This window comes from Kitasatospora sp. NPDC096140, from assembly GCF_040303045.1.
In the GTDB taxonomy this organism is placed as follows: Bacteria; Actinomycetota; Actinomycetes; order Streptomycetales; family Streptomycetaceae; genus Kitasatospora.
This window is the reverse complement of record NZ_JBEOUW010000016.1, coordinates 77,596-101,962: the sequence shown is the minus strand read 5'-3', so window position 1 is coordinate 101,962 and position 24,367 is coordinate 77,596. Positions and strand designations below refer to the sequence as shown.

General features: G+C 74.3%; 22 protein-coding genes and 1 riboswitch. Of the genes, 11 read left to right on the top strand and 11 right to left on the bottom strand.

The window, feature by feature from the left end; all coding sequences use genetic code 11:
• Positions 1–20: 20 nt before the first annotated feature.
• Entirely contained in the window at positions 21–1,958 is a 1,938-nt protein-coding gene (locus ABT048_RS18815; RefSeq protein WP_350522521.1) for an anthranilate synthase family protein, read from the bottom strand.
• A gap of 299 nt (positions 1,959–2,257) precedes the next feature.
• Between ABT048_RS18815 and ABT048_RS18810 the strand changes: the two genes are divergently transcribed.
• Positions 2,258–3,607 carry a class II 3-deoxy-7-phosphoheptulonate synthase gene (locus tag ABT048_RS18810; RefSeq protein ID WP_350522520.1) on the top strand — a complete coding sequence of 450 codons (1,350 nt, stop codon included), beginning with the start codon at positions 2,258–2,260 and terminating at the stop codon, positions 3,605–3,607.
• Positions 3,608–3,781: 174 nt separating this feature from the next.
• Complete coding sequence (locus ABT048_RS18805) at positions 3,782–4,081, top strand: (2Fe-2S)-binding protein (RefSeq protein ID WP_350522519.1); 300 nt, start codon at positions 3,782–3,784, stop codon at positions 4,079–4,081.
• A 4-nt stretch (positions 4,082–4,085) separates the two neighbouring features.
• On the opposite strand, the gene bfr is transcribed toward ABT048_RS18805, so the two are convergent.
• A complete protein-coding gene (gene bfr, locus ABT048_RS18800) occupies positions 4,086–4,565 on the bottom strand; it encodes a bacterioferritin (RefSeq protein WP_097238253.1) in 480 nt (159 codons plus the stop codon).
• 227 nt (positions 4,566–4,792) lie between these two features.
• Here bfr and ABT048_RS18795 point away from each other — a divergent pair, with 227 nt between their 5' ends.
• Positions 4,793–5,422 (top strand): sulfite oxidase-like oxidoreductase, encoded by a 630-nt coding sequence (locus ABT048_RS18795; RefSeq protein ID WP_350522518.1) that lies wholly within the window; start codon positions 4,793–4,795, stop codon positions 5,420–5,422.
• A gap of 76 nt (positions 5,423–5,498) precedes the next feature.
• Here the strand turns inward: ABT048_RS18795 and pknB are convergent, their stop codons facing one another.
• The 4 genes from pknB to thiO form a co-directional block, all read right to left on the bottom strand.
• Entirely contained in the window at positions 5,499–7,277 is a 1,779-nt protein-coding gene (pknB, locus tag ABT048_RS18790) for a Stk1 family PASTA domain-containing Ser/Thr kinase (RefSeq protein WP_350522606.1), read from the bottom strand.
• A 111-nt stretch (positions 7,278–7,388) separates the two neighbouring features.
• The gene (locus tag ABT048_RS18785) at positions 7,389–8,186 is read right to left on the bottom strand and encodes a thiazole synthase (RefSeq protein ID WP_350522517.1); all 798 of its coding nucleotides are present in this window, start codon (positions 8,184–8,186) and stop codon (positions 7,389–7,391) included.
• A gap of 1 nt (position 8,187) precedes the next feature.
• Positions 8,188–8,514 carry a sulfur carrier protein ThiS gene (gene thiS / locus ABT048_RS18780; protein WP_350522516.1) on the bottom strand — a complete coding sequence of 109 codons (327 nt, stop codon included), beginning with the start codon at positions 8,512–8,514 and terminating at the stop codon, positions 8,188–8,190.
• Complete coding sequence (gene thiO, locus ABT048_RS18775) at positions 8,511–9,683, bottom strand: glycine oxidase ThiO (protein WP_350522515.1); 1,173 nt, start codon at positions 9,681–9,683, stop codon at positions 8,511–8,513. The genes thiS and thiO overlap by 4 nt, the downstream gene beginning before the upstream one ends.
• A 3-nt stretch (positions 9,684–9,686) precedes the next feature.
• Positions 9,687–9,799: riboswitch (TPP riboswitch) on the bottom strand.
• 85 nt (positions 9,800–9,884) lie between these two features.
• Here thiO and ABT048_RS18770 point away from each other — a divergent pair.
• The 3 genes from ABT048_RS18770 to thiE are packed head-to-tail and all read left to right on the top strand — an operon-like array spanning position 9,885 to position 12,151.
• Complete coding sequence (locus ABT048_RS18770; RefSeq protein ID WP_350522514.1) at positions 9,885–11,093, top strand: NAD(P)/FAD-dependent oxidoreductase; 1,209 nt, start codon at positions 9,885–9,887, stop codon at positions 11,091–11,093.
• A 42-nt stretch (positions 11,094–11,135) separates the two neighbouring features.
• Positions 11,136–11,501 carry an Rv2175c family DNA-binding protein gene (locus ABT048_RS18765; RefSeq protein WP_350522513.1) on the top strand — a complete coding sequence of 122 codons (366 nt, stop codon included), beginning with the start codon at positions 11,136–11,138 and terminating at the stop codon, positions 11,499–11,501.
• Positions 11,501–12,151 carry a thiamine phosphate synthase gene (thiE, locus tag ABT048_RS18760; protein WP_350522512.1) on the top strand — a complete coding sequence of 217 codons (651 nt, stop codon included), beginning with the start codon at positions 11,501–11,503 and terminating at the stop codon, positions 12,149–12,151. The genes ABT048_RS18765 and thiE overlap by 1 nt, the downstream gene beginning before the upstream one ends.
• 19 nt (positions 12,152–12,170) lie before the next feature.
• Here thiE and ABT048_RS18755 read toward each other — a convergent pair whose 3' ends face one another.
• Complete coding sequence (locus ABT048_RS18755) at positions 12,171–13,286, bottom strand: polyprenyl synthetase family protein (protein ID WP_350522511.1); 1,116 nt, start codon at positions 13,284–13,286, stop codon at positions 12,171–12,173.
• 219 nt (positions 13,287–13,505) lie between these two features.
• Here ABT048_RS18755 and metF point away from each other — a divergent pair, with 219 nt between their 5' ends.
• Positions 13,506–14,420 carry a methylenetetrahydrofolate reductase [NAD(P)H] gene (gene metF / locus ABT048_RS18750; RefSeq protein ID WP_350522510.1) on the top strand — a complete coding sequence of 305 codons (915 nt, stop codon included), beginning with the start codon at positions 13,506–13,508 and terminating at the stop codon, positions 14,418–14,420.
• Positions 14,421–14,657: 237 nt separating this feature from the next.
• Positions 14,658–15,539: a hypothetical protein gene (locus tag ABT048_RS18745; RefSeq protein WP_350522509.1), complete on the top strand. Its 882-nt coding sequence runs from the start codon at positions 14,658–14,660 to the stop codon at positions 15,537–15,539.
• Between the two features lie 25 nt (positions 15,540–15,564).
• Here the strand turns inward: ABT048_RS18745 and ABT048_RS18740 are convergent, their stop codons facing one another.
• Both ABT048_RS18740 and ABT048_RS18735 read right to left on the bottom strand, forming a co-directional pair.
• Positions 15,565–17,058, bottom strand: coding sequence for a phytoene desaturase family protein (locus ABT048_RS18740; protein WP_350522508.1), 1,494 nt, complete (start codon positions 17,056–17,058; stop codon positions 15,565–15,567).
• 33 nt (positions 17,059–17,091) lie between these two features.
• Positions 17,092–17,730: a DUF4126 domain-containing protein gene (locus ABT048_RS18735; RefSeq protein WP_350522507.1), complete on the bottom strand. Its 639-nt coding sequence runs from the start codon at positions 17,728–17,730 to the stop codon at positions 17,092–17,094.
• A 552-nt stretch (positions 17,731–18,282) separates the two neighbouring features.
• Here ABT048_RS18735 and ABT048_RS18730 point away from each other — a divergent pair.
• From ABT048_RS18730 to ABT048_RS18720, 3 genes are all read left to right on the top strand, one after another.
• Complete coding sequence (locus tag ABT048_RS18730; RefSeq protein WP_350522506.1) at positions 18,283–18,873, top strand: SAV_6107 family HEPN domain-containing protein; 591 nt, start codon at positions 18,283–18,285, stop codon at positions 18,871–18,873.
• 29 nt (positions 18,874–18,902) lie between these two features.
• Entirely contained in the window at positions 18,903–19,655 is a 753-nt protein-coding gene (locus ABT048_RS18725) for a methyltransferase domain-containing protein (protein ID WP_350522505.1), read from the top strand.
• 457 nt (positions 19,656–20,112) lie between these two features.
• Positions 20,113–20,502 (top strand): SCO2097 family morphological protein, encoded by a 390-nt coding sequence (locus ABT048_RS18720; RefSeq protein ID WP_350522504.1) that lies wholly within the window; start codon positions 20,113–20,115, stop codon positions 20,500–20,502.
• Positions 20,503–20,591: 89 nt separating this feature from the next.
• Here the strand turns inward: ABT048_RS18720 and ABT048_RS18715 are convergent, their stop codons facing one another.
• Together ABT048_RS18715 and ABT048_RS18710 are read right to left on the bottom strand one after the other, a co-directional pair.
• On the bottom strand, positions 20,592–23,048 hold the full coding sequence (locus ABT048_RS18715) for a transglutaminase TgpA family protein (protein ID WP_350522503.1): 2,457 nt from the start codon (positions 23,046–23,048) through the stop codon (positions 20,592–20,594).
• A complete protein-coding gene (locus tag ABT048_RS18710) occupies positions 23,045–24,367 on the bottom strand; it encodes a DUF58 domain-containing protein (RefSeq protein WP_350522502.1) in 1,323 nt (440 codons plus the stop codon). The genes ABT048_RS18715 and ABT048_RS18710 overlap by 4 nt, the downstream gene beginning before the upstream one ends.

Sequence of the window (24,367 nt, the reverse complement as noted above, 5' to 3'; positions counted from 1 at the left end):
GCCCGGGACCGGTCGACTCCTCAGCGCTGCGCGACCGCGGCCTCGCGCAGCAGGCCCGCCACGATGTCCACGCCCTCGCGGGTGAGCACCGACTCGGGGTGGAACTGGAGGCCGGCGAAGCCGGGCCCGCGCACGGCGTGGACGTCGCCGGTGGCGGCGTCCCGGGAGACCTCGATGCCCTCGGCGGCGAGCCCGGCCGCGTCGGCCTCCGTGCAGCGCGCGGTGAAGGTGTTGTAGAACCCGACCGTCCGCTTGGTGCCGAACAGGTCGATGCTCTCCTGCGCCCCCTGGTACGGGACGGCCTTGCGGCCGAGCGCCAGCCCGAGCTCGGCGGAGAGCAGCTGGTGGCTGAGGCAGACCGCGAGCAGCGGCGCCGGCCGGGTGCCGGCGCGGGCGGCGGCCAGCGCGTCCGCGACGATCGGCCGCAGCACCGCCATCTTGGGGTCGTCGGCGAGGGCCGGGTCGCCGGGGCCGGGGCCGAGCACCAGCGGGCCGCGGTGCGCCGCGACCAGTGCGCGCAGCTCCGGCGTGTCGTAGCGGACGACCGTCACCCGGTGGCCGAGCGAGCCGAGCAGGTGGGAGAGCATCGAGGTGAAGGTGTCCTCGCCGTCCACGACCAGGGTCTGCTCGGTCTCGGTGACCTGGGCCGGGGTCTGCATCCGCAGCCAGAACGGCGCGAGGCCGGCCCGGCGGGCGCCCAGCGCGGCCTGCACCCGGTGGTCGTCGGCGAGCCGGGGGCCGGTGGGGTGGGGCAGCCGGGCGGGTGCCGGCCGGGCACCGATCGCGGTGAGCACCCCGGCGGCCTTGGCGTGGGTCTCGGCGACCTCGGACTCCGGGACGGAGTGGCGCACCAGGGTGGCGCCGACCCGGACGACCAGCCGGCCGGTGGCCGGGTCGATGTCGGCGGTGCGGATGCAGATCGGCGAGTCCAGCAGCTGCCCGCCGCTGGCGGAACGTCCGATCAGGGCGAGCGCACCGGAGTAGTAGCCGCGCCCGGAGGGCTCGTAGCGCCGGATGACCCGGGTGGCGTTCTCGACCGGGCTGCCGGTGACGGTGGCGGCGAACATCGTCTCGCGGAGCACCTCGCGGACGTCCAGCGAGGTGCGCCCGCGCAGCTCGTACTCGGTGTGGGCGAGGTGGGCCATCTCCTTGAGCCGGGGCCCGAGCACCTGGCCGCCGAGGTCGCCGACCGTGCACATCATCTTGAGCTCCTCGTCCACGACCATGGTGAGCTCCTCCAACTCCTTCGGGTCGTGCAGGAACTGGAGCAGCGAGTCGATGTCGGAGCCGCCCGCCGGATAGCGGTAGGTGCCGGAGATCGGATTCATCACGACGGTGCCGCCGCTCTGCCGGACGTGCACCTCGGGGGAGGCGCCGACCAGGACGCGGTCGCCGGTGTGCACCAGGAAGGTCCAGTAGGCGCCGCGCTCCTGCTCCAGCAGCCGCCGGAACAGTGTGAGCGCGAGCTCCGGCCCGAAGTCCTCCAGGACGGCGTGGAAGTCGCGCCGGATCACGAAGTTGGCGCCCTCGCCGTTGCCGATCTCCTCCTCGATCACCCGGCGGACGATCGAGGCGTACGAATCGTCGTCCACGTCGAACGCGCCACCGGCAAGATTCACCGGCAACTGCGGTAGGGCGGAGGTGAATTCGGCCAACGGGAGAACGTGCTGCTCGGTGACCGCGAGGGCCTGCAAGGGGGTGCCGTCGTCGTGCGCCTCGAAACCGCGCTCGCGGATCTGCCGGTACGGGACGAGCGCGAGCAGGTCGTGCACCGGGGAGCCGCCGGCCGGGACGCCGTCGGGCACCGGGAGGTCGGCGAGGTGCTCGTAGCTGCCGACGGTGCCCAGCAGCACCTCGACGGTGTCCGGGGCGAGGCGGGGGGTGCGGCGGTGCAGCACGGCGAAGGCGGGGGCGCCGGGGGCGGTGAGACGGGTGAGCAGGTCGGTGGCGGTGGTCACGGTACGGCTTCCTTCCGGGTGGATGGCGAGGGCGGTGCTGGTTCCGCTCCCGGAGGGCCGTCTGCTCAGACGCCGACGGCCGCCCCGAGGGGCGGCCGTCGTGTTCGTCTAGGAACGCGCGATCGGTGGGCCACCCTTGGGGGAGGCCCACCACCAGGAGTGGTTGTGCGGCGCGTGCATGGGTCGAGCGTAGCGGATTCGGCAGGACGGGTGAGCGAGCTCACGCCTTTGTCCGAGATGTGTCTCACCCCTCGGGCAATGGTCACGAATCGCTCGTGTCACCCCGTAGCCTTGGCCGTGTGACCGCTACGACTGACACTTCGAGGGCTGCCCACTCCTGGCAGTCCCTGCCCGCGGCGCAGCAGCCTGAATGGCCGGACCAAGAGGCTCTGCGCAAGACCCTTGCCGAGCTCGCCGCCTATCCGCCGCTCGTCTTCGCCGGCGAGTGCGACCAGCTGCGCGCCCGGCTCGGAGCCGTGGCGCGCGGGGAGGCCTTCCTCCTCCAGGGTGGTGACTGCGCCGAGGCCTTCGACGGTGTCTCGGCGGAGCACATCCGGAACAAGCTGAAGACCCTGCTGCAGATGGCCGCCGTGCTGACGTACGCGGCCTCGGTGCCGGTGGTGAAGGTCGGCCGGATCGCGGGCCAGTACTCCAAGCCGCGTTCCAAGTCGACCGAGACCCGCGACGGCGTGACCCTGCCGGTCTACCGGGGCGACTCGGTGAACGGCTTCGAGTTCACCCCCGAGTCCCGCATCCCGGACCCGGAGCGCCTGAAGCGGATGTACAACGCGTCCGCCGCGACGCTCAACCTGGTGCGCGCGTTCACCACCGGTGGGTACGCCGACCTGCGCCAGGTGCACGCCTGGAACCAGGACTTCGTCCGCAACTCGCCGGCCGGCCAGCGCTACGAGCAGCTCGCCCGGGAGATCGACAACGCCCTGGCGTTCATGAACGCCTGCGGTGTCGCGCCGGAGGAGTTCAAGACCGTCGAGTTCTTCTCCTCGCACGAGGCGCTCGTCCTCGACTACGAGACCGCGCTGACCCGCGTGGACTCGCGCACCGGCGAGCTGTACGACGTCTCGGGCCACATGGTGTGGGTCGGCGAGCGCACCCGGCAGCTGGACCACGCGCACATCGAGTTCGCCTCGAAGATCCGCAACCCGATCGGCGTGAAGCTCGGCCCGACCACCTCGGTGGACGAGGCGCTCGCCCTGATCGAGAAGCTGGACCCGGAGCGCGAGCCCGGCCGCCTGACCTTCATCACCCGGATGGGCGCGGGCAAGATCCGCGAGCACCTGCCCACCCTGGTCGAGAAGGTCACCGCCTCCGGCGCCAAGCCGGTGTGGATCTGCGACCCGATGCACGGCAACACCTTCGAGGCCTCCAGCGGCCACAAGACCCGCAGCTTCGACGACGTCCTGGACGAGGTCAAGGGCTTCTTCGAGGTGCACCGCGCGCTCGGCACCCACCCGGGCGGCATCCACGTGGAGCTGACCGGCGACGACGTCACCGAGTGCGTCGGCGGCGGCGACGAGGTCATGGTGGACGACCTGCACCAGCGCTACGAGACGGCCTGCGACCCGCGGCTCAACCGCAGCCAGTCGCTGGACCTGGCGTTCCTGGTGGCGGAGATGTACCGGGGGCAGTGATCCCCGCGCACGGCCGGCCCCCGGGCCGGATGTGACGAAAGCCCCTCCGGTTTCGGGGTTCCCGAGCCCGGAGGGGCTTTTTCGTACCCGGATCGCCGGGTAAGGTGAGGCTTAGTGAGCTAAGGCAAGCCTTAGTCAAGATCCACTCGACGCTTCACCCCGGGAGAGACCGCGATGTACGTGTGCATGTGCCATGCGGTCACCGAGGACCAGGTGAAGAAGGCGATCGACGGGGGTGCCAGCTCCCCCCGCCAGATAGCGAAGGGCTGCAAGGCCGGCACCGACTGCGGATCCTGCGTGCGCCGGATCCAGGCGCTGCTCGGCGAGCACGGCGCCCGGCCCTGCCCGACCGCCCGGCTGGCCGCCAAGCTCGGCCTCGCCGACCCGCAGCCCGCGCAGCCGCAGCCCGCGCCCGCCGCGCCGGCGCCCGCCTCCGGCCCGATCGCCCCGGTGCTCCCGCTGCGCGCGGCCTGAGGCCTCAGGATTCCGGCTGCTCGATCAGCTGGGCGAGGTAGAGCGGCTCGCCGAGCTTCGCCAGCAGTTCCAGCTGGGTGTCGAGGTAGTCGATGTGGTGCTCCTCGTCCGCCAGGATGTCCTCGAAGATGTTCGCCGAGGTGACGTCGTTCTTGGCCCGCATCACCACGATCCCGCGCTTGAGCCGGTCGATCGCCTCGACCTCGACCTGGCGGTCGGCCTCGAACATCTCCTGGACCGTCTGGCCGATCCGCACGTGGAACAGCCGCTGGTAGTTGGGCAGCCCCTCCAGGAACAGGATCCGGTCGGTGAGCGTCTCGGCGTGCTTCATCTCGTCGAAGGACTCGTGCCGGGTGTACTTGGCGAGCTTCGTCCAGCCGAAGTTCTCCTGCATCTTGGCGTGCAGGAAGTACTGGTTGATCGCGGTCAGCTCGGCGGTGAGCTGCTCGTTGAGGAACTCGATGACCTCGGGATCGCCCTGCATGGCGGTGCCTCCTGCGCTCGTCCTGGGGTGGGTCCTGCGCTGGGAATCCTGGCACCGTGGCGGGAGGAAATTCCAGTAAGTTCACACTCACTAGGACATGTGTCGGAATATCCGATTTGGGCGGAGTGGGTGGACGGGCGGCCGACCGTTGGCCCGTACGGGCGGGGCGTGAATCCTCACAAAGGGGCGCGCGCCGGGGCTCGTCCGCCGTCTGTCACCATGGATCCATGGGTCAGTCCAAACACGAACCGCTGCAGCCGTCTGACCCGAGGCTCCCCCCGGGCCAGCGCGTGCAACGCGGCTGGCCCGCCCTGCACTACGGCCCGGTACCCCGCTTCAAGCCGCTGACCTGGGACCTCCAGGTGTTCGGCGCCACCGCGTCGGCGGAGAAGCACAGCTGGGACTTCGAGGCCTTCAACGCCCTGCCGCGTACCACCGTCGTCGCGGACCTGCACTGCGTGACCAAGTTCTCGGTGCTCGGCAACGAATGGACGGGCGTGTCGGCGGCCGCGGTGCTCGACCTGGTGCCCCCGGCCCCCGGCGTCACCCACGTGATGGTCTGGGCGGAGTACGGCTACAGCGCCAACCTCCGGCTGGCCGACTTCGCCGACCCGCGGACCCTGCTCGCCACCCACCGCAACGGCGAGGCGCTGACCGCCGAGCACGGCTTCCCGGTCCGGCTGGTCGTCCCGCAGCTGTACGCCTGGAAGGGCCCCAAGTGGGTCCGCGCGGTGGAGTACATGCGGGCCGACCGGCGCGGCTTCTGGGAGGAGCGCGGCTACCACAACCTCGCCGACCCCTGGCGCGAGCAGCGGTACTCCTACCAGGAGGAGCCGGGCGAGGGCCCGCTGCGCTGAGCCCGTCCGGCGGGGCCGCGGCGAGCCGCCCGGAGGCCGCGGCGGACCGCCGGGAGCCGGAAGCGGCCGGGGGCGGCTAGAAGAGCGAGAACCTGACCGTCACCGGGCTGTGCTGCGGGCGCCGCTCGCCGGCCGCCGGGGACTGGCCGTTGACCTTGACCGCGCCGAACACGTCCCAGCCGGTGGTCTGCATCGTGAAGCCCGCCGCCTGCAGCGCCTTCTGCGCCTCGTCCTTGGTCAGCCCGGTGACGTTCGGGACCGGCACCATGCCCTTGCTGACCACCAGCGAGACGGCGGCGTTCTCCTGCAGCTGCTGCCCGGCCGCCGGCGAGCTGCTGATCACCGAGCCCTCCGGCACGGTGTCGTCGTACGTCTCGGTCACACTGCCCCTGGACAGCTGGGCGCCGGCCAGGGCCGCCGCGGCGTCGGCGGCGCTCCTGCCGACGACGTCCGGCACCGCGATCCGCTTGGGGCCCTTGGAGACGGTGACGGTGATGCTGTCGCTGCGGCGGGCGCGCGCCCCCACCCCAGGGTCGGTGGAGATCACCTGCCCGGAGGGGACGGACTCGCTGAACGCCTCGACGAACCTGCCGTGCAGGCCCTCCTTGTCCAGGATCCGCTGCGCCTCGGCCCGGTCCTTGCCGAGCACTCCGGGCACCGCGCCGTACAAGCCCTCGGACAGCCCGTAGGTGGCGCCGCCGACCGCCAGCACCAGCGCGGTCAGCGCGGCGGCCCAGATCACCGCCTTGCGGGGGATCCGGCGCAGCACGCCGGGCCGGCGCTCGCGCACCGGGGCGGGCTCGTCGTACGGGCGCGGCTCGGTGAGCAGCTGGTCCATCAGCTCCGGCGGCACGTCCAGCACGCTGGTGCGTTCCGTCGGCGGGGCGTCGGCGGGCTGCGGCAGCGGCTCGATCACCGAGGTCGGCTCGCTGGTCGGGTAGCGCGGACTGGGCCGGGTGGAGGCCGGCGGCTCGGCGTCCAGCTCGGCCGGGGTGAGGGTGCGGCGGGCCCGCTGGAGCGCGGCGAGCAGCTCGACCGCGTCGTACGGGCGGCCGTCGGCGGCCCGGGCGCAGGCGGCGGCCACTATGGCGTCCAGCTCGGGGCCGACCGCGGGGGCGACCAGGGACGGGGCGGGGACGTCCTCGTGCAGGTGCTTGTACATGACCTGGACGGGGTTGTCGCCGGTGTGCGGGCGGCGGCCGGTCAGCATCTCGTACAGCAGGATGCCGGCCGCGTAGACGTCGACCCGCTGGTCGGTGGGGGCGTCCGGGAGGATCTGCTCGGGGGCCAGGTAGGAGACGGTGCCCAGGACCGTGCCGCCGGTGGCGGTGTCGGCCGAGGTGGGCGCGCCGTCGGCGGTGCCGAGCACCCGGACCAGGCCGAAGTCGGCGACCTTGACCAGGCCGCCCTCGGTGATCAGCACGTTCTCCGGCTTGACGTCGCGGTGGACCAGTCCGGCCCGGTGGGCGGCGCCCAGGGCGGCGAGCACCGGCTCCAGGACGTCCAGGGCGGCCCGGACGGAGAGCGCGCCGCGGTCGCGCAGCAGGTCGCGCAGGGTGCGGCCGGGGACGTACTCCATGGCGAGGAAAACGTTTCCGCCGTCCGCGCCCTGGTCGAAGACGTTGACCACGTTGGGGTGGGTGAGCTTGGCGACCGCCTTGGCCTCGCGGATGAAGCGGGCGGTGAAGCCCTCGTCGCCGGCGAGCGCCGGGTGCATCACCTTGAGGGCGACCACCCGGTCCAGCCGGGTGTCGGTGCCCTTGTAGACGGTGGACATCCCGCCGGTGGCGATGCGCTGCTCGACCCGGTACCGGTTGTCGAGCAGGGTGCCGATCAGGGGGTCGTGCAGTGCCATGTCCACCCGGCGAGTCTAGTGCCGGGCCGGGCGGCCGGACCCTGGGGACACCGCCTCAGGGCCCGGCTGTGCCCGGCTTGTGACACGCCGCCCGCCCGGGGCGCCGGCCGTTCAGAACGCCGGCCGTTCCCGGGTGTCCAGGTCGGCGCGGCCGGCCATCGCGGAGGAGGCCTCGGCGTGGAAGCGGCGCGGGATGCGGCCGGCGCGGTGGGCGAGCCGGCCCGCCTCGGCGGCGTGCCGCATCGCCTCGGCCATCAGCACCGGCTCCTGAGCCCTGGTCACCGCGGAGGCCAGCATCACCGCGGCGCAGCCCAGTTCCATGGCCAGCGCGACGTCGGAGGCGGTGCCGGCGCCCGCGTCCAGGATCACCGGGACACCCGCGCTCTCCACGATCAGCTGGAAGTTGTGCGGGTTGCGGATGCCGAGGCCGGAGCCGATCGGCGAGCCCAGCGGCATGATGGCGGCGCAGCCCACGTCCTCCAACTTGCGGGCCAGCACCGGGTCGTCGTTGGTGTACGGCAGCACCGTGAAGCCGTCGTCGACGAGGGTCTCGGCGGCGTCCAGCAGCTCGATCGGGTCCGGCAGGAGGGTCCGCTCGTCGGCGATCACCTCCAGCTTCACCCAGTCGGTGCCGAGCGCCTCGCGGGCCAGCCGGGCCGTCAGCACGGCCTCGCCGGCGGTGAAGCAGCCGGCCGTGTTGGGCAGCACGCGGATGCCGTTGCGGGTCAGCACGTCCAGGACGGAGCCCTGGGTGGAGGCGTCGACCCGGCGCATCGCGACGGTGGTCAGCTCGGTGCCGGAGGCGAGCAGCGCGCGCTCCAGGACCTCCAGGCTCGGCGCGCCGCCGGTGCCCATGATCAGCCGGGAGGAGAAGGTCGTCCCGGCGATGGTGAGCAGGTCGTCGGCCATCTCAGCCTCCCTGCACGGCGGTGAGGATCTCGATCCGGTCGCCCGCGCTCAGCGGCGTCTCGGACCACGAACTGCGGGGCACCACGGCCTCGTTGAGGGCGGCGGCGACGCCGGTGTTGGCCCGGCTCACGGTGGCCACCAGCTCGGCGAGGGTGGTCGTGGCGGGCAGCTCGCGGGGCGTGCCGTTGACGGTCAGGACGATCCCGGTCGGCGCCGTCCCGGCGGGCGCGGATCCGCGCGGCGCGGGCTCGGTGGGTGCGGTCGCGGTCGCGGTCGTCGCGGGTGCGGTCTCGGCCGGTGCGGATCCGGTCGGTGCGGTCTCGGTCATGCCTGGGCCTTCGTGGTGGAGCGGTCGGGGGAGAACCGGGTGGGGGTGAACGGCCTTGCCGACTCCGGGAGTTCGCCGGTGGCCAGGTACTCGGAGAGCAGGTCGGCGGTCACCGGGGTGAGCAGCACGCCGTTGCGGTAGTGGCCGGTGGCGGCGATCAGCCCGGGAAGGGCGGTCGGGCCGAGCAGCGGTGCGTTGTCGGGCGAGCCGGGACGCAGCCCGGCCGAGGTCTCCGCCAGCGGGAGTTCGGTGATCCCCGGGACCAACTCGTGCGCGTCGCGCAGGAGTTCGTACACCCCTCCGGCGGTGACGGTGGTGTCGTAGCCCTGCTCCTCGGTGGTCGCCCCGATCACCAGCTCGCCGTTCTCCCGCGGCACCAGGTAGACGTGCCGGCCGCGCACCACGGCGCGGACGTTGCGGGAGAGGAACGGCCGGAAGGCGTCGGGGACGCGCAGGCGCAGCACCTGCCCCTTCACCGGGCGGATCGCGGGCAGCACGCCCTCGGGCAGACCGGCCAGCCGGTGGCTGTGCGGGCCGGCGGCGAGGACGACCTGGTCGGCGGTCACGGTCTCGTCGGTGCTCAGCCGGGCGCCGACCGCGCGGCCGCCCTCGACCAGCAGCTCCACCGCTGCGGCGGGCCGGACGACGACGCCCGCCCGCTCCCCGGCCAGCAGCAGGGCGGCGAGCATCCGCCGGCCGTCCACCTGGTGGTCGTCCGCGACGTGCAGGCCGCCGCGCACACCGGGGGCGAGCATCGGCTCCAGCCTGCGGGCCTCCCGGCCGGTCAGCCACGTCGAGTCCAGGCCGAGCCGCTGGTGGAAGGCGTGCAGTTCGCGCAGCTCCTCGCGGTCGTCGGAGTCCAGCGCCACGGCGATCGTGCCGCAGCGCCGGTAGCCGGTGTCCTGGCCGCCGCTCGCCTCGGTGAGCTCGGCGGCGAAGGCCGCGTACCGCTCGTTGGAGGCCATGCCGAGCCGCAGCAACGGCTCCTCGCCGTACTGGAGCTCGGTGACCGGGGCGAGCATCCCGGCCGCGACCAGGCCCGCCCCGCCGCCGGGGGAGGGGTCGACCACGACGGTCCGCAGCCCGCGCTGCGCCGCCCGCCAGGCGACGGCGAGGCCGATGATGCCCCCGCCGATCACCAGGACGTCGGCGCGGACGTCCGATGGCATGCGTGTCAAAGCTGCTCTTCTCCCTTCGCCGGTATGACCCGGATCAGGTTCGGACGGTCGCAGGCCGTGCCAGCCCGCCTCTCAGCCCGGTTCGCCGGGCTCCCGTGATGGTGTCCCCACCATAACGCCGGGGCCGGGGGCGGCCGAAGGGCCGTACGAAGGGTGGGACGGCCCCCGGGCCGCCGCGTGGTGCTGAGTACAGTGACGGGCGTGGCAGAGCTGAGCGGAACGGATCAGGTGGTCGTCGTCGGAGCCGGGCTGGCCGGGGCGCAGTGCGCCCTGAAGCTGCGGCAGGGCGGGTGGCGGGGGCGGATCACGCTGGTCGGCGAGGAGCCGCACGCGCCGTACGACCGGCCGCCGCTCTCCAAGGACGTGCTGCTCGGCAAGAGCGACAGCACCGCCCTGGACATCGACTACGCGCACCTCGGCATCGAGGTCCGCACCGGCGTCCGGGCCACCGGCCTCACCCCCGGCGTGCTGCACACGGACGGCGGCGACCTCCCGTACGGCTCGCTGGTGATCGCCACCGGCGCCGTCCCGCGGGCCCTGCCCGGTGCCGAGCGGGCGCACCTGCTGCACACCCTGGACGACGCGCTGGCGCTGCGCGCGCTGCTGCGCCCCGGCCTGCGGCTGGTGCTGGTCGGCGCGGGCTGGATCGGCGCCGAGGTGTCCACCGCGGCCCGTGCGGCGGGCTGCGAGGTGACCGTGGTCGAGGCGGGCCCGGCGCCGCTGCCCGGCGCGCTGCCGACCGTGATCGGCTCGGCGATGGCCGCCTGGTACACCGAGGCCGGCGTCGACCTGCGCTGCGGGGTCGGCGTGGCCGCCGTCGAGCCCGGCGCGGTGCTGCTGGCGGACGGCTCGCACCTGCCCGCCGACGAGGTGGTGGTCGGCATCGGGGCCCGGCCCGCGACCGAGTGGCTGGCCGGCTCCGGCGTCGAGCTGGACGGCTCCGGCGCCGTCGTGGTGGACGCGCGGCTGCGCACCGGCCTGCCCGGGGTCTTCGCGGCCGGCGACTGCGTCAGCTACCCCTCGGCCCGGGCCGGGGCCCGGCTGGCCGTCCAGCACTGGGACCACGCGCTGCAGTCCGGCGAGGCGGTGGCCGCCGCCGTCCTCGGCGCGGACGCACCGCCGTACGACCCGGTGCCGTACTTCTGGTCGGAGCAGTTCGGGCGGATGGTCCAGTACGCGGGCCGGCACGCCGAGGGCGACGAGGTGCTGTGGCGCGGCGGCCCGCAGGACGACTCCTGGGCGGTGCTGTGGCTGCGGGGCGGCGTGCCGAGCGCGCTGCTGACCGTGGACCGGCCGCGCGACCTCACCCAGGGGCGGAAGCTGATCGAGCGCGGCACGGCGCTGGACCCGGCCCGCGCGGCGGACCCGGCGGTGCCCCTGAAGTCGGCGGTCGCCGGGTAGCGGCTGGTGCGCGACGGGCCGCCGAGGTGGCAGTCTGGTGACGTGAGCGAGATCGAAAGCAAGATTGAAGACCTGGTCCCCGAGTGGATGTACCTCCCCGACATCTCGGAGCAGTGGGGGGTGCGGGTCACCGAGGTGCGTGACCTGGTCCGCAGCGGCGGGCTGATCGCCGTCCGCCGGGGCCCGAACAAGTCGCTGCAGGTCCCTGCGGCGTTCATCGACGGCCCCGGGCTGGTCAAGCACCTGTCCGGCACCCTGACCGTGCTGCGCGACTGCGGGTACGACGACCTGGAGATCCTGGAGTGGCTCTTCACCGAGGACCCGTCGCTGCCCGGCAGCCCGATCCAGGCACTGAGGGAGAACCGCGGCACCGAGGTCAAGCGCCGTGCCCAGGCGATGCTGATCTGATGGCCGCGGACACGCTGCGCGCCCGCCTGGCGGACGCGCGCCTCTACCTGTGCACCGACGCCCGCCGGGAGCAGGGCGACCTCGCCGAGTTCCTCGACGCGGCGCTCGCGGGCGGGGTGGACATCGTCCAGCTGCGCGACAAGGGCCTGGAGGCCAAGCAGGAGCTGGAGGCCCTGGAGGTCTTCGCCGACGCCTGCCGCCGCCACGGCAAGCTGCTGGCCGTCAACGACCGCGCCGACGTCGCGCACGCGGCCCGGCCGGACGTGCTGCACCTCGGCCAGGACGACCTGCCGGTGCCGGCCGCCCGGGCGATCCTCGGCGAGGACGTCCTGATCGGCCGGTCCTGCCACGCCGAGTCCGAGGTGGACGCGGCGATCGCCGAGCCCGGGGTGGACTACTTCTGCACCGGCCCGGTCTGGCCGACCCCGACCAAGCCCGGCCGCCCGGCACCGGGCCTCGGCCTGGTCTCGTACGCGGCGAAGCAGGCCACCGACCGTCCGTGGTTCGCCATCGGCGGGATCGACCTCGGCAACCTGGACGAGGTGCTGGCCGCCGGTGCCCGCCGGATCGTCGTGGTCCGGGCCATCACCGCCGCGGAGGATCCGCGGGCGGCCGCCGCCGAGCTGTCCCGCCGCGTGCGGTCCAGCTGATCCCCGGCCGCCGCCGTCCTCAGTACTTGCGGACGGTGGCGGCCTCGGCCAGCGCCAGCAGGACCCCGCGGGCCCGCTCGTCCACCAGCGGGGCCGCCGCCAGCGCGGCCAGCGACTGCCGCATCAGCTCCTCGATCCGGCCCTCCACCAGCTCGGGCGCGCCGCTGCGGGCGACCAGCTCGCGCAGCCCGGCGACCTCCTCGGGCGCCAGGTCCGGCGCGCCGAGCCGCTCGTCCAGGTGCCGGGCGTCCGCGGCGGGCAGGCCGCGCATCGCGTGCGCGACCAGCAGCGTCCGCTTGCCCTCGCGCAGGTCGTCCCCGGCCGGCTTGCCGGTGACCGCGGGGTCCCCGAACACGCCGAGCAGGTCGTCCCGCAGCTGGAAGGCCTCGCCCAGCGGCAGCCCGAACGCCCCGAGGGCGTCCACCAGCTCCGGTCCGGCCCCGGCCAGCAGCGCGCCGACCTGCAGCGGGCGCTCGATGGTGTACTTCGCGGACTTGTAGTGCAGCACCGTCCGGGCGCGGTCCAGCGCGCCGTCGTCCGTCGAGTCGCCGGCCACCGGCTCCAGCACGTCCAGGTACTGGCCGAGCATGACCTCGGTGCGCATCAGGTCGAACACCGGCTTGGCGGCCAGGACGGCGGCCGGCTCCAGGCCCGAGCGCAGGAACAGCTCGTCGCACCAGATCAGCAGCAGGTCGCCGAGCAGCACCGCGGCCGAGGCGCCGTACTGCTCGCGGTCGCCGCGCCAGCCGCTGTCGCGGTGCAGCGCCTCGAAGCGGCGGTGGATCGAGGGCAGGCCGCGGCGGGTGTCGCTGCGGTCCATCAGGTCGTCGTGCACCAGGGCACTCGCCTGGAGCAGTTCCAGGGCGGCGGCGGCGTTGGCGATCCCGTCGCCCCCGGGGGGCGTGGCCGGGCCGCCGGCGGCGCGCCAGCCCCAGTAGCAGAAGGCCGGGCGCAGCCGCTTTCCGCCGTCCAGCAGGAAGTCGCGCAGCGCGTCGGAGGCGGGCACCAGCTGGGGCGAGATCTTGCCGAGCAGCGCGGACTGGCCGTCCATGAACGCGGCGAGCGCGGCGTTGACGCGTGTGCGGACGTCCTCCACGTCAATGGGGTTGGCCGGCCGGGTGCTGGACGAGGTCACGATGGGGCTCCGCTGGTTCTCTGGGGTGCAGCAAGCGTAGCGGGGCGGCCGGGAACGGGCGTGCGAGCGGGCCCGCGGGGGTGGTGCGACGGGGTCGGCGGACGCGGTGCGAGCGGCCCGGAAGGGACGGCGGGGGCCAACCGGAATGCCGTCCATCAGTTGTCTCAATCCGTGGAACCGAGTTGTCCGGCCTCCTCGAAGGCCGGATAGCCTGCCAGCATGGCACTCGGAATCGCTTCCACGAGAGCGGATCGCGCACTGACCGTCCGCGAGCTCCTGGCGGCCGGCAAGCGCTCCTTCTCCTTCGAGTTCATGCCGCCGCGCACCGAGGTCGGCGAGCAGAAGCTCTGGGACGCCATCCGTCGACTCGAACCGCTCGACCCGAACTTCGTCTGCATGACGTACGGCGCGGGCGGCTCCTCGCGCGAGCGCACGGTCAACATGGTCGGCCGGATCGCCACCGAGACCACGCTCACGCCGGTCGCGCACCTGACCGCCGTCGACCACTCGATCGCGGAGCTGCGCAACATCATCGGCCAGTACGCGGACCAGGGCGTGCGCAACGTCCTCGCGGTCCGGGGCGACCCGCCCGGCGACCCGATGGGCGAGTGGGTCAGTCACCCCGACGGCGTCACCTACGCGTACGAGCTGGTGGAGCTGATCAAGGGCATCGGCGACTTCTGCGTCGGCGTCGCGGCCTCGCCCAACATGCACCCGCGCTCGACGAACTGGGACGACGACATCCGGCACTTCGTGGCGAAGATCCGCTCCGGGGCCGACTACGCGATCACCCAGATGTTCTTCGAGGTGGACGACTACCTGCGGCTGCGCGACCGGGTGATCGCCGCGGGCTGCGAGACGCCGATCATCCCGGAGATCATGCCGGTCACCAACGCCAAACAGCTGGAGCGCTTCCCGCAGCTCAGCGGCTCGGCCTTCCCGGCCGACCTGGAGGCCCGCCTGCGGGCGGCCATCGACGACCCGGCGGCGCTGCGGGCCGTCGGCATGGAGCACGCCACCGCGATGGCCGAACGGCTCCTCGCCGAGGGCGCGCCCGGTCTGCACTTCATCACGCTGAACCACTCGACGGCGACGCTGGAGATCTACCAGAACCTCGGGCTGCACCAGCGCTGAGGTCCCGCGGCCGGCCCGAGCAGGCCGGGTCCGGTCGTCCGGGTGGTCCTTGCGACCGGCGTGCTGACGCTGGGCGTTCACGGGCCCGTCACCGTCCCGACGGTGGCGGGCTCGGTCGTGTGCGGTCGGTACCGGGTGCGCCGGGAACGCGATGCGGTACCCCGGCCGTTGAACCGGTACAGTCGCCGCACACCCGCGGCGGACACGTGCGGGCACGCGACTGGAGGTAGCGGGCGGATGGGCATCGGATACCTGCTGCTGTACGCCGCGTTGGCGGTGGTGGCGCTCTGGCTGGTCGCCGAGGTGCTGCTGCAGAACCGGGCGCCGGTGCACTGGCGGGTCCTGGCCCTGGTCGGCTTCCTGGGCGTGGCCGGCGGGATGGGCGCCGGGTCGGTCGTGGTGATCGGGGCCGGTGCGGCGCTGTTCGCGGTCGGCCAGACCTTCGTCACGCTGTCGGTCAAGCGCGGCTACCGCGACGGCTGGTCCCTGCGGAAGGCCGACGGCAGTCTGCCGGGCCCGCTCGCCAAGGTGCCGCTGCTCGGCGCCCTCACCGGCGGTGGGGCCGCGGTGGCGGCGGCCGTGGTCGCCGCGGAGCGGATCGGCGAGGTCAGCGCGGTCGAGGAGCCCCCGGCCTTCGAGCCGACGCCGACGCCGATGCCCGAGGACGAGCCGCAGGTCGAGCAGACCGCCGCGTTCGAGATGCAGGAACTCGCCCAGGACGGCATCTACGCCCCCGCCTACTACGAGCAGCAGCAGCCGCAGCAGCAGGTCCAGGACCCGTACGCCGCCACGGCCTACCAGGGCGGCTACGACCAGCAGCAGTGGCAGACCCAGCAGCAGCCCGCCTTCGCCTACGACCAGTCCTACGGCGGCTACCCGCAGCAGGACCTGCAGCAGGACCCGTACGGCGCCTACCAGCAGCAGGGCCAGCAGCCGGGCCAGCAGCAGGACCCGTACGCGGGCTACCAGCAGCAACAGCAGACCTGGGACCCGAACGCCCACCAGCACCAGCAGCAGTGGCAGCCCCAGCCCGACCCGCAGGCCCAGGGCATCCCGCAGCAGCAGGCGTACGACCAGAACTACGGCTACCAGCAGCAGAACACCTGGCACCAGGGCTGACGACCCGGGGTGGTCGGGCGGGCCCTTAGGCCGGCCCCACCAGGTTGGCGGCGATGCAGGCCGACATGCCGACGCGGGCCAGCCCGCCGCCGGGGTGGGCGGTGCCGCCGATCAGGTAGAGGCCGGGGACCGGGGACTCGTTGGCGGTCCTCAGCCAGCCCCCGTCCGCTCCGGCCAGCACCGGCAGGGCGACCGAGCCGCCCGGGGCGCCGGTCTCCCGGCGGGTGTCCTCCGGGGTGCGCACGACCCGCCACAGCACCCGCTCGCGCAGGCCCGGCACGGCCGCGTCGACGTGGGCGAGCAGCCGGTCGGCGTAGCGCTCGGCGACACCGGGGGCGGTCCAGTCGACGACGCCCTGCGCCGGGACGGTCGCGGTCAGCACCACGCTCTCGTGCGCGTCGTCGGGGCGCAGCGCGGGGTCGTCCGGGCGCAGCACCTGCACCGTGGGGCGCTCGCACAGCGGGCCGGCGCCGGTCAGGGCCCGCTCCTCGGCGGCGAGGTCGGGCGTGTGCACCACGGTGCGGTGGGCGGTGCCCTCCGGCCGGGCGCCGCGCAGGGCGAGCAGCACGCAGAACCGGCCGGGCGCCCCGGACGGCCGCCACGCCCCGGCCGGCTTCCCGGGCCACTCGGCCAGGCCGCGGCCGAACAGCGCGTCGGCGTCCATCGCCGAGAGCACCAGATCGGCCTCGATCCGGCCGTCCGGCGTCTCGACGCCGCGGGCGCGGCCGTCCTCGACGACGACCCGGGTGACGGGCGTGTCGAAGCGGAAGTCGACCTTGCGCAGCTCGCAGCGCCGGTACACCGCCTCCGCGAGGGCGCGCAGGCCGCCCCGGACGTACCAGACGCCGAAGGACTGCTCCATGTACGGCAGCACGGTGGCCCCGGCCGGGGCCAGGCCCGGGACGAAGCCGTAGCGGACCGCGGACTCGAACAGCAGGGCGGTCAGGCCGGGGTGCCCGTCCAGTTGCCGCGCCGCCACGTCGTGGAGGGTCCACGGGGCGGCGCGGCGCAGCCGGGCCAGGCCGGTGCGCGGCGGGACGGGGTACGGGTCGGTGCCCAGGAAGCCCCGGTCGGCGGGGAGCGGCTCTTCGAGCAGCGGGCGGCGGGTGGCCTCCCAGACCGTCCGGCCGTCGTTCATCACCGCGCTCCAGCGGGCGCCGGAGCCGGCCCCGAAGGCCATGTCCAGGGCCTGGCTGACCCCGCCGCGGGAGGCGTTGGGCAGGGTGACGGCGGTGCCGTCGGGGAACAGGTGCCGGCTCTCCGGATCGACCGGGGCCAGCTCGACCAACTGCTCCAGCGGCTCCTTGCCGGTCTTCAGCGCGAGGTCGCGGTACACCGCGGGGAGGGCGAGCAGCCCCGGTCCGGTGTCGAAGGCGAAGCCGTCGCGCTCGTGGCGGCCGACCATGCCCCCGTACGTACCGCTCGCCTCGCAGACCGTCACCCGGTGGCCGAGGGTCGCCAGCCGGGAGGCCGCCGCGAGCCCGCTCATTCCTGCGCCGATGATGACGATCCGTGCCATGGCACCCGATCCTAGGGGCCCCGGGGGCCCGGCTCAGACCCCCGGCTGCCGGGCGTACGCGCCCTGCACGCCCTGCGCGGCCTGCGCGGCCTTGGCGGCCCGGCGCTCGCGACGGCGGGCCCGGAAGGCGCGGATCTTGCCGATCACCAGGCGGACCAGCAGCAGCCCGGCCACCAGGACCACGGCGGCGATCGAGGCGGCCAGCCACGGGTGGAAGATCGCCAGGGTGACCAGGCCGGCCACCGAGAGGTCCTCCGCCATGCTGACCACGATGTTGCTGGCCGGCTCGGGGGAGGTGTTGACGGCCATCCGCAGCGAGGCCTTCACCAGGTGGCTGACCAGCGCCGTCGTCCCGCCCATCGCACCGGCCACGACCTCGCTCAGCGAGCCGGGGTCGTTGCTCGCGATCAGGACGCCCACGGTGGCGCCGGCGATCGGCCGGATCACGGTGTGCACGAGGTCCCAGACGCTGTCCACGTACGGGATCTTGTCGGCCACCGCCTCCAGCGCGAACAGCACGGCGGCCACGACCAGCACGTCCGTGCGCTCCAGCGCGTGCGGCACCGACTGCGCGTCGGCGAACCGGCCCAGCAGGCCGAGCAGCAGCACCACCGCGTAGGCGTTGATGCCGCTGGCCAGTCCGCTGGTGAAGATCAGCGGCAGGATCGTCATGGCCTCCCCCTTCTCGTGAACCGGGCCGGTTCCGCCCGGCCCCGCCGTACCGTACCGGGAGCCGGGACGCCGTACGGCCCGGGGCCGGTTCCGCGCGGGGTCTGAGTACGGATACTCAGATCCGCGGTTGAGTACGTCAGCGGATGGCCTCCGACCTGCGGAGACGGGAGAGTGGTGGCATCCGGGAGGAGCGGCGCGTCGGGCGCCGCCCCGCCCGGGTGGCGGATCCGTCCGTCCCTCCGGCCGTGAGTGCCGGGGGACGGCGGCGGAGATCCGCGAAACGGGGCTGGTCACGGTCCCCGCACCGCCGACACGGGGCGGCGGAGCGGGCCGGGGGGAGACCGGCCACGGGGGAAGTTCGTCACCGCCGCCCGTGGGGGGACGGCGGAGCGACGGCACACGGCGGCGGCGCGGACCGGGGGAGGGCCCGCGCCCGCCGCCGATCGCGTTTCCCGGGCTCCGTCCCGGAACGGACGGATTGTCAGTGGTGCCGTTCACGATGGAGGGGCACGGACCACCCGGTCCGCGCACTGCCTCGGAACGGGGGAGACCATGACCATCAGCCGTCCTGAGCCCGTCACCGCCCGCCTCCACTCCGCCGCCCACCCGTACACCCCGGACCAGCCGGGCGGACGCCCCGGCGGTGGGGACGTCCACCCCGTGGTCCGCCGGATCGCCGCGCCGCCGGCCGCCCTCGACCTGCTCGCCGACGCCCACCGCACCCTCGCCCGCGCCCGCGCGCTGGAGGACCCGCTGGAGCGCTACGCCACCGCGCACCTGGCCGCGCTGCGCACGGTGGCGGCCGTCCTGGCGGTGCGCGGGCGCCCGGAGAAGAACCCGCGCCGGCGCAAGGCCATCCGCAGCGCCTGGGAGGTGCTGCCCGAGGTGGCTCCGGAGCTCGCCGAGTGGGCGCTCTACTACGGCGCCGGCGCCCGCCGCCGGGCCGCCGCCGAGGCCGGGATCCGGGGTGCCGCGTCGGCCCGCGACGCCGACGACCTGATCCGCAACTCCGCCCTGTTCCTGCGCCTGGTCGAGCGGCTGCTGGGCCTGCGGGCGGTCCCGCCCGCGCCCCGGCTGCCGCTGGACGGCGACGAGCCGCCGGGCGCCGCCGGACCGGCCACCCGTAAGGTGGAGGCAACCTGATCGAACTGCACGTGCCAAGGAGCCGCACCTTGTACCCGACGCGTCCCCGCAGTGCCCTGCGTACCGCCGTGGTGTGGGAGGTGGTGCGGGCAGCCCTGGAGAAGCGGGCGGCCGAGCTGGAGCAGCCGGTGCTCGACGTGGTCGACACCGGCGGCGGCACCGGCAACTTCGCCGTGCCGGTGGCCAAGCTCGGCCACCGGGTCACCGTCGTTGACCCGAGCCCGGACGCCCTGTTCGCGCTGGAGCGCCGGGCGGCCGAGGCCGGCGTGACGGACCTGGTGCGCGCCGTCCAGGGCGACACCCAGACGCTGCCCGAGCTGGTCGCCCCCGGCACCGTGGACGCGGTGCTCTGCCACGGCGTGCTGGAGGTCGTGGACGACCCGGCCGAGGCGCTCGGCAGCCTGGCGGGCACCCTGCGCAAGGGCGGTCTGGTCAGCCTGCTGGCCGCCAACCGCAACGGCGCCGTGCTGGCCCGCGCGCTGGCCGGCCACTTCAACGAGGCCCGCACGGTGCTCTCCGCCACCGACGGCCGCTGGGGCGAGAACGACCCGATGCCGCGTCGCTTCACCGGTGAGGAGCTGTCCGGCCTGGCCGAGGCCGCCGGTCTGCGGGTGGAGTCGGTGCACGGCGTCCGGGTCTTCGCCGACCTCGTCCCCGGGGTGCTGGTGGACACCGAGCCGGGCGCGCTGGAGGCGCTGCTGAAGCTGGAGGAGGCCGCCGCCGAGCAGCCCGCCTTCCACGCCGTGGCGACCCAGCTGCACCTGCTGGCCACCCTGGCCTGAGCCCCCCCGCCGGGCCTCCGCGAGACCTCCGCGAGACCTTCGCCGCCGCACGGTTCGCACACCGTACGGCGGCGGTTCGCGTGCCCGTCGCCCGCCGGTTCCCCGGCCCGGCCGACCGGCCGGTTTCCGCTCTCCTGCGGCGAAGCTGCCCAGGTCCGGACCGATTCCAACGGATCGGGCACTTGTCCGGGGTGTGGCCCGTTGACACCGGTGCGGCCGGGCCCGGTCGAAGTGGCCCGTCCCACGCGGCGCAGACCACTCCGTAACAGGCTCACGGACCGTATGATCTGGGTAAAGCCGGAAAGCATGACAGCCGGATGCGTGGGGCATATGGACGACACGGGCCGGGCCCCCCGCACAGGCGTCCGACCGTGTTGCCCCAAGGCTGATTGGACTTGCCTCCCCGACCGGGGTGGGCGGACCGGTCGCACCCGCGACCGACGAGTAGGAGGACTCCGTGCCGCTCTCGGAGCACGAGCAGCGACTGCTCGACCAGATGGAGCGAGCGCTGTATGCCGAAGATCCCAAATTCGCGTCGGCGCTTGAGGGAACCGGGCTGCGCACCTACACCCGTCGGCGGGTCTACCTGGCCATTGCCGGATTCGTGGTGGGGATCGGGCTCTTGATGGGCGGCATGGTCGTTCCGGACCAGATCTGGGTCAGCGTCGTGGGCTTCCTGGTGATGCTCGGGTGCGCGGTGTTCGCCGTGACCGGCTGGCGCCGCGGGCCCGCGGCCCAGGGCTCCGGGCCCCGCCAGGCCGCTGCCCCGCGCCGCAAGGCCGGGATGATGGACCGGGTCGAGCAGCGCTGGCAGCGCCGCAGGGACGAGCAGACCGGCGGCTTCTAGCCACCGGGCCGTACGGCGCATCAGGACCGAAGACGCCGGGGGCGGGCAGTCGACCGACTGCCCGCCCCCGGCGTCTGCCGTGTCCGGGGCTAGGACTCCCGGGTGTCCGACCCGGGAGCGTCCGGCCCGGGGGTGTCCTGCCCGGGCCGCCGGGTGAGGACCCGCCGGACCGGGGCGGAGACCGCCTCGACCGCTCCGGCCACCGTGGTACCGACGGTCGTCCGGGCCGCCCGCAGCGCGTCGGAGATCCGCCACCACAGCTGCGCCGAGGACGGCGGCAGCAGCAGCGCCCGGGCGCGCCCGGCCCGGCCGACGCCCGCCCGCAGGCCGCGCCGGGCGGTGTGCACGTCGGCGGCCAGCGGCGCCTCGGTGACCTGTCCGGGCGGGGCGTACAGCACCCGCTCGGTGGCCAGCGCCAGCCGCCCGGTGGCGGCCGCGGCGTCCGCGTCCAGGTCCGCCTTCTCGGTGATCCGCCGGGCGGCCGACCGCGGGGTGCGTGACTCGTCCGGGGGAATTCCGATGTCCCAGGCGGAGTCGACCAGCTCGTCCCAGGCGGCCAGCACCTGGGCGTCGGTCAGCTCCGCGGGACCGCTCCCGCCGGGCCGGCGCCGCCCGCCGCCGCCGAGCCGACGACGGCGTACGGCCGTGCGCCAGAGCATCGGCGAGAGCAGCAGCGCGATCACCGCCAGCACCGCGGCGAAGGTGCCGAGCACCTGCCCGGACAGCAGCCAGGACTCCTCGGTGGGCTTGGCGGCGGTCTTGCCCTTGGGCCCGCAGTCGCCCAGCTGACGCTGCTTGGCGGTGCAGTCCGAGCTGCTGGACGGCGCCGGAGCGGCCGACGCGCTCTGCGGGGCCGCGGTCGCGTGCTGGGTCGGCGCGGTGGTCGGCGCGCTGGACGCCTCGGTGTAGTGGGTCGGAACGCCCCGGCTCGGGGTCGGCTCGAAGCGCAGCCAGCCGTAGCCCGCGAAGTACAGCTCGGGCCAGGCGTGGTACATCCGGCCGTTCACCGAGTAGACGTTGCCGCCCTTGGTGTCGCCGGGGGTGAAGCCCACGGCGACCCGGGCCGGGATCTTCAGCACGCGGGCCATCGCCGCCATGGTGGAGGCGAAGTGCACGCAGAAGCCCCGGCGGTCGCGCAGGAAGACCGTGATGGCGTTGCTGCCGGTGCCGGCCGCGACCGTGGTGTCGTACTTGAAGTCCGGCCCGGTGAACCAGTTCACCAGGGCCACCGCCCGGTCGTAGTCGTTCTGTGCGCCGCCGGTGACCGTCCTGGCCTGCTCGGCGACCACGCTCGGCAGGTCGGCCGGGACGGCGGTGTAGCGGTCCCGGATGTCCTGCGGTGCGGCGGCGGCCTGGCGCAGCTCGTTCGCGGTGGGCCGCAGGTCCAGGGCGCTCACGTGGTAGCGCAGGCCGTGCATCGCCTTGTCGTTGGCCGGCACGACGGTGCGGGTCAGCGGGTCGAGCTTCCACTCCCCGCGGTTGGGCAGCTGGACGGAGGCGGCCGGGTAGGGCATCGGCAGCCAGCTGTTCTGCAGCCGGTCGCTGACCTGGAAGTCGCCCTCGATCCGGGGGACGTTGGCGTTGCGCAGGCCCTCGGGGTTCGGCATCGAGACCGGGAGGTCGTTGACCGTGGTGCTGCTCAGCCGCCAGCTGGTGCCGTCGAACTGGTCCAGCGAGCCCGTCCGGAGGTAGGTCTGGTCGGCCACGTCGCTGTCCATGGTGTAGGTGAGCAGCTCGGCGTCGGTGGGCCGGGTGATCGCGGCCTCCAGGCTGACCAGCGGGTCGAGGGTGCTCGCCACGCCCCCGCCGGCGCCCTTGCCGGAGCTTCCGCCGGAGCCGGAGTGCAGCAGCCCGAGGTCCCAGTGCGGCAGGACGACGGGGAGCAGCATCGCCACGGCGAGCGCCAGGATGCCGACCTGCTGGCCGCCCGGGCTGACCCGGCCGGAGCTCACGGTGCCGCGCGGGGTGCCGCGGAAGACCCGGCCCCAGCGGGAGACCCGGTCCTGGCCCTCGGCGAAGAGCAGCACCAGGTAGCCGACCGCGGCGAGCGCGAACCAGAACCAGCTGCTGTGGTCCCCGGCCAGGATGTTGCCGATCGAGTAGAGCGCCAGCAGCGGCAGCCCGGCCAGCGCCGAGCGGCGGTAGGTCACCGCGACGGTGTCCACTGCGACGGCGATCAGGCCGACCGCGGAGACCAGGATCAGCCGCAGGCCGGCCGTGGGAGGTGCCGGGATCGCGTACTGCTGTATGTCGTCCAGACCGGAGGCGAAGACCTGGTCCAGGACCCGCAGCGCGGACGGACCGGGCAGCGCGGTGCCGGAGAAACCGACGACCATCAGCAGGAGCAGCACCAGCAGCTGCCCGACCGGCACCGTCCAGCGGTACAGCGGGGAGCGCCGCAGGCCGGCGCCGACCGCGGCGAGGACGGCGATCACCAGGACGGCGTGGGTCAGCCAGCTGCGCGAGGTCAGCAGCGGGAGCATGCAGAGCGAGGCGAGCACGGTGGCCAGCGCCGCGTAGACGGTCAGTTTGGCCCGGGTGGTCACGCGCCGGCCTCTTCTCGGTTGGGGGCGGTCGTCTTGGCGCCTTCGGCGGCCCGCCACAGGTCCGGAACGGAGTCCCCGGCGCGCACCGGGATGACCGTCCAGCCGGCCTCGCGCAGCTTCCGGACCCGGGCACGGAACTCGTCGCCCCCCGTGCCCGGGGCGAGCATCCGCAGGCCGGCCCAGGTGCCGGTGTCCAGCAGGAAGGCGATCGCCCCGCCGGTGCGGCTGCGCAGCCGGCCCAGCCGGGCGGTCTGCGTGTCGTCCAGCTCGCCGAGGATGGCGACCAGCAGGCCCTCGCCGCCGGTGCGCAGCGGCTCCTCGGCGCGGGAGAGCGTGCCGCCGTCGGACAGGTCGGCGACCGCGAGGGCGTCCAGGATCAGCCCGGAGGTGTCGGCGGCGTTGTTGTGGCCGCCCGCGCCGGGCCCGGGCACCGCGAGGCCGGTGTCGGTGAGCAGCTGGGTCTGGTAGCCGCGCTCCAGCAGGTGCGTGGCGACGGAGGCGACGCAGCTGACCGCCCACTCGAAGGAGGAGGCGGGGCCGCTGCCCCGGTGGCCGATCTCCCGGGTGTCCAGCAGGACGGTGGCCCGGGCCTTCTGCGGCTGCTCCTCGCGGCGCACCATCAGTTCGCCGTACTTGGCGGTGGAGCGCCAGTGCACCCGGCGCAGGTCGTCGCCGGGCCGGTACTCGCGCAGGATCACGTCGTCGTTGCCGGCCAGGGCCAGCGTGCGGCTGTGGCTCTCGCCCTGGCCGAGCCACTCGCCGCTGAGCCGGACGTACGGCAGGGCCTGGACCAGGGGGACGACGGTGAGCACGTCGGAGGCGGTGAAGGCCCGGGTCACCTCGCACATCCCGAACGGGTCGGCCAGTCGCAGCTGCAGGGGCCCGAGCGGGTAGCGGCCGCGCAGGTCGGAGCGGACCCGGTAGGAGACCTCGCGGTAGCCGCGCGGCTCGACCCGGTCCAGCACGAAGCGCGGGCGCGGCCCGAGCACGTACGGGACCTTGTCCTCCAGGAGCAGCAGGCCGGTGGGCACCCGGGAGACGTTGTCGAGCCGCAGGTGGACCCGGGCCTCCTGGCCCGCGATCGCCCGGCGCGGGCTGAGCCGGCGGCCGCTGGCCACCCGGTAGCGGGTGTTGGCGACCACCACCACGGCGACCAGCGGGAGTGCGGAGAGCAGCACGCCCACCCGCAGCAGGGCGTCCTGGTCGAGCAGGTAGGCGCAGACCACCGCGGTGATCCCGGCGGCGAGGAAGGACCGGCCGCGCGTGGTGAGGCCGCGGAACCCGGCCCGCAGCCCTGACGCGGCGTCGGACTGGGCCAC